This is a genomic window from Rhodovulum sp. MB263 (assembly GCF_002073975.1).
GTDB lineage: Bacteria > Pseudomonadota > Alphaproteobacteria > Rhodobacterales > Rhodobacteraceae > Rhodovulum.
Genome location: NZ_CP020384.1, coordinates 3,822,501 through 3,835,244, shown reverse-complemented (window position 1 = coordinate 3,835,244; position 12,744 = coordinate 3,822,501). Strand labels below are relative to the sequence as shown.

Below are 12,744 nucleotides of genomic sequence, written 5' to 3'. Positions count from 1 at the left end.
TGATCGGGCGCATGTACATGCGCGCCCGGAACCCTTCCGGGCTTGCCCCTTTTTGGAGTGACCATGGCCAAGGAAGAAATGCTCGAATTTCCCGGCGTCGTGAAGGAACTCCTGCCGAATGCGACGTTTCGGGTCGAGCTGGAAAACGGCCATGAGATCATCGCGCATACGGCAGGAAAGATGCGCAAGAACCGCATCCGCGTTCTGGCCGGCGACCGGGTTCAGGTTGAAATGACCCCTTACGATCTGACCAAGGGTCGGATCAATTACCGCTTCAAGTAAGCCTTGAGGCTGATCCTAGGCTCTCAGAGCCCGCGCCGGAAACAGCTTCTGGCGCAGATCGGGGTTCTCCCCGATGACGTGCGTCCAGCCGATATCGACGAAACGCCCCATCGGGGTGAGCTTCCCCGCCCCTATTGCATCCGGCTGGCGGCCGAGAAGGCCCGCGCCGTCGCGGCCGGCCCCGACGAGTTGGTGCTGTGTGCCGATACCACCGTGGCGCTGGGGCGGCGCATTCTCGGCAAGCCCGCCGATGCGGGCGAGGCGGCGGCCTTTCTCTATGCGATGTCGGGCCGGCGGCACCGTGTGGTGACGGCCGTTGCGCTGCGTCTGGGCGAGCGGATCTGGGAGCGCGACGTCGTGACCCAGGTCCGCATGAAGCAACTGAACGATGCCGAGATCAACGCCTATCTCGCTTCGGGCGAATGGCAGGGCAAGGCGGGCGGCTATGGCATCCAGGGGCGCGCCGGGGCCTTCGTGCCCTGGATCGGCGGGTCGTTTTCTGCCGTCGTCGGCCTGCCGCTGGCCGAAACCGCGACGCTTCTGCGCGCGGCTGGATATCCTCTGGACGCGGAGCGCATATGAACGGACGCAGCATCCTGCTTGACGAGATCGGCGGCCGGAAAGCCGCAGCCTTGCTTGAGGACGGTCGGCTCGAAGACCTGCTGATCGATCCGCCGGACGGGCGCCCGGTGCCGGGCGCGATCCTGCGCGGCGTGGTCGATCGCCAGATGAAGGGCCAGGGCGGGGTCTTCCTGCGGCTGCCCGAAGGTCGTGCCTTCCTGAAACAGGCCCGCGGGCTGCGTCCGGGCCAGGGCCTGCTGGTGCAGGTCACGGGCTTTGCCGAAGAGGGCAAGGCGGTGCCGGTCACGCCGCGTTTCCTGTTCAAGAGCCGCTATGCGATCCTCACCCCCGAGGCGCCGGGTCTGAATGTCTCGCGCGCGATCCGCGACGAGGAGGCCCGCGACCGGCTGCTGGAACTGCTGCATGACGGCATGGCGACTGCGCCCGAAGGGCTTGGCGCGATCCTGCGCTCGGCCGCCGAGATCGCCGATCCCGAGGCCGTCGCCGAGGATATCGCAGCGCAGCTGGCGCTGGCCACCGCGATCCTTGCCGAACCCGCCGATGGGGCGCCCGAGCTTTTTCTCGACGGTCCCGATGCCCATGCGCTGGCCTGGCGCGACTGGCCCGGCCCGGATGAGCTGGATGACAGCGCCGGATGTTTCGCCGCGCGCGGAGTTCTCGAGGCGATCGACGCGCTTTCCGGCTCCGAAGCCCTGCCGGGCGGCGGCAGCGTCCATGTCGAGCCCACCCGCGCGCTGACCGCGGTCGATGTGAATACCGGTTCCGACAGCTCGCCCGCGGCCGGGCTCAAGGCCAATATCGCCGCTGCCCGTGCCTTGCCGCGCCTCCTGCGCCTGCGCGGCCTTGCCGGCCAGGTGGTGGTCGATTTCGCGCCGATGCCCAAGAAGGACCGGGTGGCGCTGGAACAGGTGATGAAGGCCGCTTTCCGCGCCGATGCGGTCGAGACCACTTTCGTCGGCTGGACGCCGCTCGGCCATGCCGAACTGACCCGCAAGCGCGAACGCCTGCCTCTGAGCGAGACGCTGCCAAGATGACCTGCCCCGTCTGCAAGAAGCCCACCGACCCGGCCTACCGTCCGTTCTGCTCGCGCCGCTGTGCCGATGTCGATCTGGGGCGCTGGCTGACCGGTGGCTATGCCCTTCCCGGCGATCCCGCCGAGCCTATCGAGTCCACCGAGCCCGATGACGCTCCCCCGCCCTCGCCGTCCTGGCGGCATTGACAGCGGTCGGCCGGAGGTCGCGAAAAAATACCCCGAAATCCTGTCGGACCCTCTGGACAGCCCCCCGCCTGTCGCCTAAACACCTGCCATCCGAAGCCGCGCGCTTCACCCATGCCCGGGTAGCTCAGGGGTAGAGCAGTGGATTGAAAATCCTCGTGTCGGTGGTTCGATTCCGCCCCCGGGCACCATTAAAACTCTTGTTATGATTGGCTTTTTCTGTTTTCATGTCGGGAAAGCCTCCTAGGGTTTGACGCTTTTCTTGAGGGGTTTGACAGTTTCTGATCGCCGTTCGTTCTCCTTTTCGAGGACTTCGAGCGTTAGCCGGTTGCGCTCCGCAAGGTTGGCAGAGCGGGAATAGTGTCGTGCCATCGCAGGGGTCTTCTGGCCCAGCAGATCCGCAATCTGCCGTTCCTCCATGCCTGCTTCGCGCAGGGTCGTGGCGACGGTGTGGCGTAGGCCCTTGCCCCTCCTGCTGAATGCCGAGATCAGCGAGAAGCAGGCGCGCTCAATCAAATACCAGATGACGATCGCCAAGCTGCCGCTGGCGAAAGAGGTCGACGAGTTCAGCTTCGAGGAAACGCCGGTCAACGAGGCCTTGGTGCGCGATCTGGCCGCCGGTGAGTTCCACGAACAGCAGCGCAATGTCGTGCTAATTGGTGGCACCTGGACCGGAAAATCCCACCTTGCCGTGAGCATCGCACGAGCCTGCATCCGACGCGGCAAACGGGGGCGCTTCTTCAATGTCGTGGACCTCATGAACAAGCTCGATGCCGAAGCCCGTGCCGACCGACAAGGGCGCACGGAAGACCTGCTCTGCCGCCTCGACTTCCTGATCCTCGATGAGCTCGGCTATCTCCCCTTCGCGCAGACCGGCGGCCAGCTGCTGTTCCATCTTATCAGCTGCCTCTACGAGCGCACCCCGATCATCGTGACGACCAATCTCGACTTCGGGGAATGGCCTTCGGTCTTCGGCGACGCAAAGATGACCACTGCGCTGCTCGACCGCCTGACCCACCACTGCGACATCGTCGAAACCGGCAACGAGAGCTGGCGCTTCAAGACCCGTGAATGACCAAGACCCCGCTGGCCCGATACGGCTGCGCTGTGTGAGGGCTATACCGCATCGGGCCAGCTACCGGAGCACTACAAGGGGGTCATTTTTAGATGCCGATAGGGGGTCAAGATTGCCTGCCGATTGACACTTTCGCATTCGTCTGCTTCTTCAGAGTTGGTGCAGACGCTAGATTGCGGTGAGGGACCGGCAGGGGGCAGGTCACCTATCACATGAAGGTGACACGCTTCCCGACCTACAAGGATCTGCCCAACTTCGACTTCTCGTCCAGCGAGATGAACGAGGCGACGGTGCGCCTGTTGCATCGCGGCGAGTTCATGGAACGGGCGCAGAACGTTGTATTCATCGGCGACCCCGGGACCGGGAAGACCCACGTTGCAACCGCGCCCGGCATTCATGCCATCGAGCTTCACCGCCGGAAGGTGCGCTTCTTCGCGGCCATCGAACTCGTCAACGCTCTCAAGCAGGAGAAGGCCAGGGGAAAAGCCGGACACATCGCGGAGACCCTCACCCGCCTCGACCTGGTGATCCTGGACGAGCTCGGATACCTGCCGTTCAGCGCTTCAGGGGGCGCCTTGCTCTTCCATCTGTTGAGCAGGCTCTAGGAGCGCACCAGCGTAATCGTCACCACGAACCTCAGCTTCAGCGAGTGGGCCACTGAGTTCGGTGACGCCAAAATGACCACCGCGCGCCTCGACCGGCTGACCCATCGCTGTGACATCCTCGAGACCGGAAACGACAGCTCCGCTTCAAGGACAGCGCGTCTGCAGCAACGCGGAAAAAGAGGGAGGGAAGCCATGTCTTGACCCAAACATGACCCGCTCAGCATAATCCAGGGTGGGGCCGTTCTGGGTGGAAATCAACAGTTATGGGCCATGGCGATGTTCCCGGCCGGGATATTCTTCACCAGGCGCTCCAATTCCGAGATGGCGGTGCCCTCGATCAGCGTGCCGTCCAGGAAGTCCCACAGCTCGGGCCGGATCAGCGCCCGCACCGCGCCGGGCGATCCGGCGGTGTTGGCGGTCATGAAGCGGGTCACGGCCGAGCGGAACGCGCCCTGGCCCTGACTGCGTCAGACCATGGGGTCGCGGACAAGCGCGCGCAGAGTCTCACCTGATTTATGCCACTTTTTTGGATTAAGTCGCTGTTCATGTCCGCGTTCTAAAGCTGGGGGCGGGTGAAAAGAGGTGGTGCTATGGCCGTTGGAACCAACGCGCCAGTCATCATCAAACGGAAGAAGGTTGTCGGAGGCGATGGGCACCATGGCGGTGCCTGGAAGGTCGCGTACGCTGACTTCGTGACGGCCATGATGGCCTTCTTTCTGCTGATGTGGCTGCTGAACGCGACGACAGAAAAGCAACGCAAGGGGATCGCGGATTACTTCAATCCGACAATTCCGGTGAACCGCGTGTCCGGCGGCGGCGAAGGCGCGTTCGGCGGCGATTCGATCTTTTCCGAGGAGACGCTTGCCCAGCGCGGCACCGGGGCGAGCCGTCCCAGCCCCACGCCCGACCGTCAGGCCAAGGGCGAGATCGGCAGCGGTCCGTTGGTGCAGAAGGATGACGAGAGCGCGTCCGCTGCCAAAGCCGAGGCCGAGAACGAGGTGCTGAGGCAGGTCGAGGACATGCTCAATGGCAAGAGCGGCGAAACGGTCCTGAGCGAACAGATGATGCGACATATCGTGACCCGGCTCACCGATGAGGGCCTCGTCATCGAGCTCTTCGACATCGAGGGCGTGCCGCTTTTCGACGATCGCGACCGTCCGACCGAGATCCTCGGCCGGCTGATGGAGGTGATCGGGGCCGCCTTCGCCATCGTGCGCAACAAGGTGTCGGTTGCCGGTCACGTCAGCGCCCGGCCCATCGTTCTGGTCGACAATCCGGTCTGGGACATTTCCACCCTTCATGCCCAGATCGCCCGCAAGATGCTTGAAGATGTCGGTGTGGCGCCTGCGCGGATCGAGCGGGTCACCGGATTTGCCGATCGCAAACCCGCGATCGCGCGGCCGATGGCGGTCCGCAATAACCGGCTCGAACTGACACTCCTGAGGTCGGACCTGAGAAACTAGAGAAAATTTTGAATGTTAGGGCCCCGTTAAAGACAAAGGCCGTACCTCTGGTGCAACGGGAATAGCAGCAAAGAGGCGCCCCCCAAATGACGATTTCTTCCTCGCTCAACGCAAGCGTGGCCGGTCTCGCGGCAAACGCTACCCGCCTGGCGACGATTTCCGATAACATCGCGAACTCCTCGACCTATGGCTACAAGGCGGCCGAAGCCGATTTCCACTCGATGGTGATCAACGGATCGCGGGGGACCTATTCGGCCGGCGGCGTGCGCACCACGACCACGCGGATGATCGACCAGGCCGGTGCGCTTCTGACCACCGCCAATGCCACCGACCTTGCGGTCCGTGGCCGCGGCTTCCTGCCGGTAATGACGGAATCGGAACTGATCTCCAATGTCGGCAACTACACGATGTACATGACCACCACCGGCTCCTTCCGGACCGACGAGGACGGATATCTAAAGACCACGACGGGCCTTGTGCTGATGGGATGGCCAGCCGATGCGGACGGCTCGATTCCGTCCTATTCGCGCGACACCACCGATGATCTCGTGCCAATCCAGATCCAGACCAACCAGTTCGCGACCGAGCCGACGACCGAAATGACGCTCGGCGTCAACCTGCCCGCCACCGAGACCGCCTACGATGCGAGTTCGGCCACCGGGGATCCGCTGTCCCTGTCGATCGAGTATTTCGACAATCTCGGGACGTCGCAGAGCATCGACGTCGTCTATACGCCTGACACATCGGCCCCGGGCCTCTCCAACAGCTGGAACATGACGCTGACCGACTCGGCGACCGGAGCGGTCGTCGGCGATTACGATCTCGTTTTCGATGACAGCCAGCAATATGGCGGGACACTGATCAGTGCGACCAACAATATCGGGGGCGCCTGGAACCCGGCAAGCGGTATCCTGACGGTTCAGGTCGGTCCGAACGGGGACAACATGGACATCAATATCGGCGCTTTCCAGAGCCGGTCGATCACCACCCAGCTGTCGGACAGCTTCGCGCCCACCAGCATCACCAAGAACGGCTTTCCGGTGGGCAACATGACCTCGATCGAGATCGACTCGAACGGATTCGTCCGCGCGAACTTCGATACCGGGATCACCCGTACCCTCTATCAGGTGCCGATTGTCGATGTGTCGAACCCGAACGGTCTCTATACCCATGACAACCAGTGCTACAGCCCGTCGGATACCAGCGGCTCGTTCTTCATGTGGGATGCGGGCGACGGGCCGACCGGCGATGTGGTGAGCTTCGCGCTGGAGGAGTCGGCAACCGACGTTGCTGGCGAACTGACGGACCTGATCCAGACCCAGCGCGCCTATTCGTCGAATGCGAAGGTCATCCAGACCGTCGACGAGATGCTTCAGGAAACGACGAACATCAAACGGTAATCCGCGCGTCGGCAGCGGGAAGAGGAGGTGACACATGAGCCTGAGCGCCAGCCTGGCCAACGCCCTATCCGGCCTCAATGCCGCTTCCCGCGGCGCCCAGGTCGTCTCGTCGAACGTGTCCAACGCGCTGACGGAAGGCTACGGACGGCGCGTTCTGGAAACCACACCGAACACCGTTTCCACGTCAGGCAGCGGTGTGAAGATCGTGGGAGTGCGTCGCGACGTAAACCAGCAACTGATCGGCGACCGACGCTTGGCCGATGCGGCTTCGGCCGAGGCCGAGACACGTGCCGATGGCCTCTCGAAACTCGAGGCCGCCTTCGGAATTTCAGACAGTGCCGACTCTATTTCCGGCAGCATTTCCGCTTTCGAGTCGGCTCTGGTTGCGGCATCCAGCCGACCCGACAGCGATGCGCGGCTTGCCAATGTGCTGACGGCCGCACAGAATCTGGCCGGACGGATCAAGGAGGCGGCAGATGATATCCAGCAGTCGCGGATGGATGCCGAAGCGGGTATCGTATCGAATGTCCGGACCCTCAATGAGACACTTCAGCAGGTCGCGGACCTCAATACCGAAATCCTCAAGCAGTATTCCTATAACAACGATGCCAGTGCTCTCGTCGATCAGCGTCAGATCCTGATCGACAAGATCGCGGGGATCGTTCCGCTTCGCGAAATCGCGCGCGACAACGGCACGGTCGCCCTCTATACCGAAAACGGTGCCGCGCTGATTGACGGCCCGCCGGCAGAGTTCGAATTCGCCAGCGCCGGGGTGATCGTTCCGGAGATGACGCTCGAAGGCGGCGCGCTGAACGGTCTGACCATGAACGGCAAGCCGGTTCGGGTGTCCGGGACATATGCCGCGATGGGCGGGGGCAGTCTCGAAGCCCTGTTCGGGCAACGAGACATAGCTGCGGTCGACGCGCAGACCGAGCTTGACGCGCTTGCTCGCGACCTCATCGAGCGTTTCCAGAATCCGGCGGTCGATGCCTCGTTGGGGACAGGAGATGCGGGGCTGTTCACGAATTTCGGTGCTGCTTTCAATCTCGTTTCCTATCCTGACGCCGAAACCGGGCTGTCCACCCGGATCGGGGTGAACCTCGTCGCCGATCCGGATCAAGGCGGTGCACTTTGGCGCCTTCGCAGCGGGCTGATGGCGGGGGCGCCGGGCTCGGTGGGAGATGCGAGTCTTCTCAATGCCATGGGTGACGCCTTGACCGCGAGCCGGGTTCCGAGTTCGGGATCCTATATCACCCAATCCTTCACCATGGCTGATCTCGCCTCCGAAGTCGTCTCCGGGATTTCGGTTCGGGCGCAGTCCGCGATCGAGCAGTCCAGTTTTAGCTCTGCCCGCGCTTCGGCGCTCAGCGAGGCCGAACTCGCCGACGGCGTCGATACCGATTACGAGTTGCAGATGCTGATGCTGTTCGAGGAGGCCTATGCCGCCAATGCGAAGGTGATGCAGACGATTGACGAACTGATCAACATGTTGCTGGAGATCTAGGTCATGTCCTTAATTTCAATGGGAGATCTCGCTCAAGGACTCGGACTGCGCATCCGCAATGCCGAAGTGAAGGCACAGTTTGCGCGCCTCACCGAAGAGCTCATCAGCGGGGTCACGGCCGATCCGGCTGCCCGTGTGCGCGGTGATTTCCGTCCTCTCGGGGCCATCGACCGCAGCCTGACCCTGCTCGACGCTTATGATCTTGCTACATCCGAGACCAAATCGACCGCCCAGGTGATGCAGGCTGCGCTCGGAGTGGTCAGCGATACCGCGAAGGAAATCGGTTCGAGCCTGATCAATGGATCATCGGGACAGCATGGAAACATGATCGTCGCGGCGGGTCAGGAGGCCGAAGAGCAGTTTCGTCAGGTGGTCGCTGCGTTGAACACCCGCTTCGCCGGTCGGGCGCTGTTCGCTGGCGATGCGACCGATACTTCAGCGCTCGCCAGTGCCGACACGATACTCTCTGCTTTGGGGGCGACGATCAGTGGTTTGACGAGTGTCACCGATATCGAGACTGCCATCGACGACTGGTTCAACACCCCCGGTGGCTTCGACACCGTTGCCTATCAGGGATCGACGACCCCGGTCGGATCGATCCGCCTCAACGAGACGGAGACTGTCCGTCTCGATGTCACCGCGCTGGATCCGGCGGTTCGTGACGTCTTGAAGTTTCTGGCTACCGGGGCGTTGCTGGCCGATGAAACCGTCTTGTCAGGTAATCCGGTGCTGCGGTCGCTGCTGGCCCAATCCGCGGGCGAGGGCCTTCTCTCTGCCGATAGCGCTGTTACCGAGCTACGGGCGTTGCTGGGGGTGCGCCAGGAAAAAATCGAATCTATCGAGACCGAGAACGGCGCAAACCGGACGATGCTGTTGCTCGCCCGCGAGGGGGTCCTTGGCGTCGATCCCTACGACACCGCAACCGAGATGGATGCTGTCGAGGCACAGATCGAAACGCTCTACAAGGTCACCGCGCGCCTGGCGCGCCTTAGCTTCACGAACTATATGCCATGATCCGTCGTCTGTCTCTTCTCCTCGCTGTTATGCTTGTCGCATTTCCGGCGTCCGCAGCCCCGATCCGCATCAAGGACCTGGTGGAGTTCGATGGCGTGCGCGGCAACGATCTCGTCGGATATGGTCTGGTCGTCGGTCTCAACGGTACCGGTGACGGTATCCGGAATGCGCCCTTCACCGAAGAAATCATGTCCAACATTCTCGAGCGGCTCGGTGTTAACGTTACCGGAGAGCAATTCCGTCCCAAGAATGTTGCAGCCGTTCTTGTGACGGCCAGCTTGCCACCCTTTGCGCGGTCCGGCTCCCAGATCGACGTCACCGTCTCGGCGATTGGTGATGCCAAGAGCCTGTTGGGCGGAACGCTTGTCATGACGCCTCTCAACGCCGCCGATGGACAGATCTACGCCGTTTCACAGGGGACGGTTATTGCAGGAGGCGCGTCTGCGGAGGGTGACGGAGCAAGGGTGGTAGAAGGTGTTCCCACATCGGGCGTTATTCCTTCCGGAGCGCGGGTCGAGCGTGAGATCGATTTCGACTTCACATCGCTCAGACGGCTTCGCCTGGCGCTTCGTAATCCCGACTTTACCACTGCGGGACGGATCGAGGCTGCGATCAACAACGATTACGGTCGCGGGGTTGCACGCATGCTCGACTCCGGCACTGTCATGCTGGACATCGCTGCGACCCGCGCTCCCTCGCCGGCACATGCGCTGCAACGCATCGAAGGTATTTTGGTCGAACCTCAGCAGAAGGCCACAGTCGTGGTCGATCAGAGGTCGGGCACTATCGTGATGGGCGAGGATGTGCGGATTTCGCGCGTGGCGGTATCTCAAGGCAATCTGACTCTGCGGGTTCAGGAAGAACCTCTCGTGATTCAGCCGAATCCCTTTGCGCAAGGCCAGACGGTTGTCGTTCCGCGCACACAGGCCGCGATTGAAGAAGCGCCGGGGACCGGCCTGGCCGAGATCAACGAGGGAACTTCGCTTTCCGAGGTTGTGGCCGGACTCAATGCCCTCGGAGTTTCGCCGCGCGACATGATCGACATTTTGAAAAGCATCAAGGCTGCAGGTGCGCTGCACGCCGATTTCTTGGTTCGCTGACGAATCCCAGGCCGCATCTCGTTCCGGTGAGCGTCCCATATTTGGTTGCTGGCGACAAGATGAAGGACTTCGGGTACATGGCTTGTGTAGCGCTTGAATCGTTGACGCTTCGGCTTGTCGCCGTTGACATCAGACAGGCGCGAGATGCATTCGCCATGGCGCTTGAACCACTGGCGCATCGTGGCTCATCGCTGAAGGCACCGATGCAGCGCAGATCGGGTCAGGTGTGGGGTCGTCGGCTGCAGCGCATAAAGATAGTCGTCGAACGTCAGCAGCGTGTGCCGGCTGAACTCGACGAAACGCATTGTGGGGCGCATGGCGGCCTCGCAGATCGCTTCTGGAGCGGCCGCGTCGTTCTTCTACTGCTTCACGAAGCGGCTTGACATGGGCGGGCGGGATCGACCGCACCTCGTGGCCCAGCTTATTTGTCTTCCGACCCAAGAAATGCGCGCAGCCGCAGGCTTCCTTCGCCACGGTGCGAGGCTCCAACTGCCCGAAATAGTCCAGAGTCTGATCCCGCGGAAGCTTTTTGCGCAGCACTGCCCGTCCCAGAGCTTCCGAACCGTGCGCCTGAAACACATTCTTCGCCAGGTCGAGGCCGATCCTTATAATCTCCGACATGACCGTCCTCCTATCTGGATCATCGCAGACCAAGCTTGGCACACAGATGTCGTCGGGGGGGCGGTCACATGATCAGAGCCAGGGCCAACCCGCATCGGTCGAGTTTTAGGAATTTTACCCTGTTCATGCGGAACGGCGGCAAGTGGCCTCTACAAGCTGTCCCGCGGGGCGCCGGGCGGACCTGACAGGCTAAATTTGACATTATTTATTTTTATATCAATGTATTAAAACGAGAGTAGGCCATCGAATGGCAGGCTTTGAAGCCTCGTAATCGAAAAAAATTGATGGCCGGACTGCTCCGGGGCCGTAACCGGAAAGCGGTTTGTCGATGCGAGGTCGGTTAAGAAATGCGCAGCGATTATGGGGTAACGTTACGTAATATGCTGTCATAGTTCGCGGCTTGCGGTCGATGTTCAATCTAATGAGGCTTTCCATGCGCGCAGTTCGCATAGTGTATCTTGTGCTTCTCGTCGGTGGCCATGGTTGTGCCGTCCAGGCAGGTGAATTTGATGCCCAGATGCGGGCCTTCTACGAGGCCTCCGTTTCGCCTTGGTCCGGCGCGCCGCAGATCATTGATGCGGTTGTCGCGCAGAATGCGCGCACCGTCGACCTGACACAGGAGGATATCGAACGGCTCGACAAGCAATGGGTTGCTGAAATCGGTGCCGTTTCGGAGCCGCTGATCGAGTCCGTTACCGGCAATACGGTGTCGGACTTTTTGCGGCAGCAACTGATGTTTCTGGAAGGGGCGGTGACGGAGATCATCGTGATGGACGCCCGCGGTCTGAATGTGGCGACATCGAGTATTCCATCCGACTACTGGCAGGGCGACGAGGCCAAATACCAGAAGACGTTCGGTGTTGGCCCGGAGGGTATGGATTTCGGCGAGGTCGAATTCGACGAGTCGAGCATGAAATATCAGGCACAGATCTCGTTCACGCTTGTCGACCCTGATTCCGGAAAGCCCATCGGCGCGATGACTGTCGCGGTCGATGCGGAAGAGTTCCTCTGATCCGCCTTTCGAAGGAGAGTGAAGGTGCAAGCCAAGTCCCCCCGCGCACGGACGAAGTCTTTCGGTTCGTCGGTTTTCGTCCGGATCGCCGGTCTGATTGCCCTGACGGTCGCTATCGTCGCGGCGCTTCTCATCGCCTTGTCGGTGCGTTCGACCCTTCAGCTCGTGGACCGCTCGGTCGACCGGCTGATGACGCAGATGACGCAGGCCAGTTCCGAAGCTCTAGGCGGTCATATTGCATTCCGCAACGAGGCCGAGATCGCGGCCGAGATGGCACAATATGTTCATGGGGCAGGCGAGGAACTGGACCTGGTGAAAGTCACGGCGGCTGACGGGACCGTTCTGGCCGAGACGCGTGACGGTCCGAGCGCAGATCAGGATTTGCTAAAGGTATTGAGCGCCCGCGCGATCGAGAGCGGTGCCGTGGTCTATTCGGATGATGGCCTGGCCATCGCCGCTCCGGTTCGCTACGGCAAGAGTGGCCGTGTCGTCGGGGCGTTCGCGGCGATCTGGTCGCAGGAGGCGATGATTGGCTACTTCCTGACGGAGATGGCTCCGGCGATGGCAATGATCGTCGTTTTGTTCGCACTTCTCCTGATCGGGGCGACTCTCCTACTGCGTTGGATGATCGGCCGTCCGCTCGATGAGGTGAGCGAAGCAATGGCCATGGTCGCTGACGGCAGTCTGGACCGCCAGGTGCCCGATACCGAACGCGGCGACGAAATCGGAGTGATTGCCCGCAGCCTCGAGGCGCTTCGCGGAAAGCTTCTCGAAGCCAAACATGCTGAAGCGGAGCGCGACGTTGATCGGACCGATCAGAAACGGGCGGTTGATCTCCTGGGGCGCGGCCTTACGGCGCTGGCTTCCGGA

The 12,744-nt window shown here is 61.8% G+C and carries 13 protein-coding genes, 1 tRNA gene and 3 pseudogenes (1 of these 17 cut by a window edge); 14 read left to right on the top strand and 3 right to left on the bottom strand.

Features of this window, described 5'->3' with window-relative positions:
• Positions 1-63 precede the first annotated feature (63 nt).
• From infA to B5V46_RS17925, 5 genes are all read left to right on the top strand, one after another.
• A complete protein-coding gene (gene infA, locus B5V46_RS17945; RefSeq protein ID WP_037209844.1) occupies positions 64-282 on the top strand; it encodes a translation initiation factor IF-1 in 219 nt (72 codons plus the stop codon).
• Between the two features lie 3 nt (positions 283-285).
• Complete coding sequence (locus tag B5V46_RS17940) at positions 286-864, top strand: nucleoside triphosphate pyrophosphatase (protein ID WP_080617845.1); 579 nt, start codon at positions 286-288, stop codon at positions 862-864.
• Positions 861-1,898 carry a ribonuclease E/G gene (locus B5V46_RS17935; RefSeq protein WP_080617844.1) on the top strand — a complete coding sequence of 346 codons (1,038 nt, stop codon included), beginning with the start codon at positions 861-863 and terminating at the stop codon, positions 1,896-1,898. Before B5V46_RS17940 ends, B5V46_RS17935 begins: the two co-directional genes overlap by 4 nt.
• Positions 1,895-2,083, top strand: a complete 189-nt coding sequence (locus B5V46_RS17930) for a DNA gyrase inhibitor YacG (protein ID WP_080617843.1) — start codon at positions 1,895-1,897, stop codon at positions 2,081-2,083. The genes B5V46_RS17935 and B5V46_RS17930 overlap by 4 nt, the downstream gene beginning before the upstream one ends.
• A 113-nt stretch (positions 2,084-2,196) precedes the next feature.
• Positions 2,197-2,271, top strand: a tRNA-Phe gene (locus B5V46_RS17925).
• Between the two features lie 52 nt (positions 2,272-2,323).
• Here B5V46_RS17925 and B5V46_RS20040 read toward each other — a convergent pair.
• Entirely contained in the window at positions 2,324-2,617 is a 294-nt protein-coding gene (locus B5V46_RS20040; protein WP_155774126.1) for a site-specific integrase, read from the bottom strand.
• Between B5V46_RS20040 and istB (B5V46_RS17920) the strand changes: the two are divergent.
• Both istB (B5V46_RS17920) and istB (B5V46_RS17915) read left to right on the top strand, forming a co-directional pair.
• Positions 2,553-3,155: pseudogene (istB, locus tag B5V46_RS17920) on the top strand (IS21-like element ISPkr1 family helper ATPase IstB); the annotation flags it as partial. The gene B5V46_RS20040 and the pseudogene istB (B5V46_RS17920) overlap by 65 nt on opposite strands.
• Positions 3,156-3,355: 200 nt before the next feature.
• Positions 3,356-3,972, top strand: a pseudogene (gene istB / locus B5V46_RS17915) (IS21-like element helper ATPase IstB); the annotation flags it as partial.
• A gap of 42 nt (positions 3,973-4,014) precedes the next feature.
• On the opposite strand, the gene B5V46_RS17910 reads toward istB (B5V46_RS17915), so the two are convergent.
• Positions 4,015-4,182, bottom strand: coding sequence for a hypothetical protein (locus tag B5V46_RS17910; protein WP_196774292.1), 168 nt, complete (start codon positions 4,180-4,182; stop codon positions 4,015-4,017).
• A 168-nt stretch (positions 4,183-4,350) separates the two neighbouring features.
• On the opposite strand from B5V46_RS17910, the gene B5V46_RS17905 reads away from it, so the two are divergent.
• The 5 genes from B5V46_RS17905 to B5V46_RS17885 all read left to right on the top strand — a co-directional run bounded on the left by B5V46_RS17905 (position 4,351) and on the right by B5V46_RS17885 (position 10,241).
• Positions 4,351-5,223, top strand: coding sequence for a flagellar motor protein MotB (locus tag B5V46_RS17905; RefSeq protein ID WP_080617841.1), 873 nt, complete (start codon positions 4,351-4,353; stop codon positions 5,221-5,223).
• Between the two features lie 86 nt (positions 5,224-5,309).
• Positions 5,310-6,623 (top strand): flagellar hook protein FlgE, encoded by a 1,314-nt coding sequence (locus B5V46_RS17900; RefSeq protein ID WP_080617840.1) that lies wholly within the window; start codon positions 5,310-5,312, stop codon positions 6,621-6,623.
• Positions 6,624-6,657: 34 nt separating this feature from the next.
• Positions 6,658-8,127: a flagellar hook-associated protein FlgK gene (flgK, locus tag B5V46_RS17895; protein ID WP_080617839.1), complete on the top strand. Its 1,470-nt coding sequence runs from the start codon at positions 6,658-6,660 to the stop codon at positions 8,125-8,127.
• 3 nt (positions 8,128-8,130) lie between these two features.
• Positions 8,131-9,141, top strand: coding sequence for a flagellin (locus tag B5V46_RS17890; RefSeq protein ID WP_080617838.1), 1,011 nt, complete (start codon positions 8,131-8,133; stop codon positions 9,139-9,141).
• A complete protein-coding gene (locus B5V46_RS17885; protein ID WP_080617837.1) occupies positions 9,138-10,241 on the top strand; it encodes a flagellar basal body P-ring protein FlgI in 1,104 nt (367 codons plus the stop codon). The genes B5V46_RS17890 and B5V46_RS17885 overlap by 4 nt, the downstream gene beginning before the upstream one ends.
• An 86-nt stretch (positions 10,242-10,327) precedes the next feature.
• Here the strand turns inward: B5V46_RS17885 and B5V46_RS20610 are convergent.
• Positions 10,328-10,862, bottom strand: a pseudogene (locus B5V46_RS20610) (hypothetical protein); the annotation flags it as partial.
• 433 nt (positions 10,863-11,295) lie between these two features.
• Here B5V46_RS20610 and B5V46_RS17875 point away from each other — a divergent pair.
• Both B5V46_RS17875 and B5V46_RS17870 read left to right on the top strand, forming a co-directional pair.
• Positions 11,296-11,874, top strand: coding sequence for a hypothetical protein (locus B5V46_RS17875; RefSeq protein ID WP_155774125.1), 579 nt, complete (start codon positions 11,296-11,298; stop codon positions 11,872-11,874).
• Positions 11,875-11,898: 24 nt separating this feature from the next.
• On the top strand, positions 11,899-12,744 hold the start of the coding sequence (locus B5V46_RS17870; protein WP_231119175.1) for a methyl-accepting chemotaxis protein. It continues 987 nt past the right edge of the window; the window shows 846 of its 1,833 coding nt (coding positions 1-846); its start codon is at positions 11,899-11,901; the stop codon falls past the right edge of the window.

Coding starts and splice junctions, on each gene's coding strand:
- B5V46_RS17930 (WP_080617843.1), top strand. CDS start 1,895: ATGACCTGCCCCGTCTGCAAGAAGCCCACCGACCCGGCCTACCGTCCG.
- B5V46_RS17900 (WP_080617840.1), top strand. CDS start 5,310: ATGACGATTTCTTCCTCGCTCAACGCAAGCGTGGCCGGTCTCGCGGCA.
- B5V46_RS17910 (WP_196774292.1), bottom strand. CDS start 4,182: ATGACCGCCAACACCGCCGGATCGCCCGGCGCGGTGCGGGCGCTGATC.
- infA (WP_037209844.1), top strand. CDS start 64: ATGGCCAAGGAAGAAATGCTCGAATTTCCCGGCGTCGTGAAGGAACTC.
- B5V46_RS17875 (WP_155774125.1), top strand. CDS start 11,296: ATGCGCGCAGTTCGCATAGTGTATCTTGTGCTTCTCGTCGGTGGCCAT.
- B5V46_RS17905 (WP_080617841.1), top strand. CDS start 4,351: ATGGCCGTTGGAACCAACGCGCCAGTCATCATCAAACGGAAGAAGGTT.
- flgK (WP_080617839.1), top strand. CDS start 6,658: ATGAGCCTGAGCGCCAGCCTGGCCAACGCCCTATCCGGCCTCAATGCC.
- B5V46_RS17885 (WP_080617837.1), top strand. CDS start 9,138: ATGATCCGTCGTCTGTCTCTTCTCCTCGCTGTTATGCTTGTCGCATTT.
- B5V46_RS17890 (WP_080617838.1), top strand. CDS start 8,131: ATGTCCTTAATTTCAATGGGAGATCTCGCTCAAGGACTCGGACTGCGC.
- B5V46_RS17935 (WP_080617844.1), top strand. CDS start 861: ATGAACGGACGCAGCATCCTGCTTGACGAGATCGGCGGCCGGAAAGCC.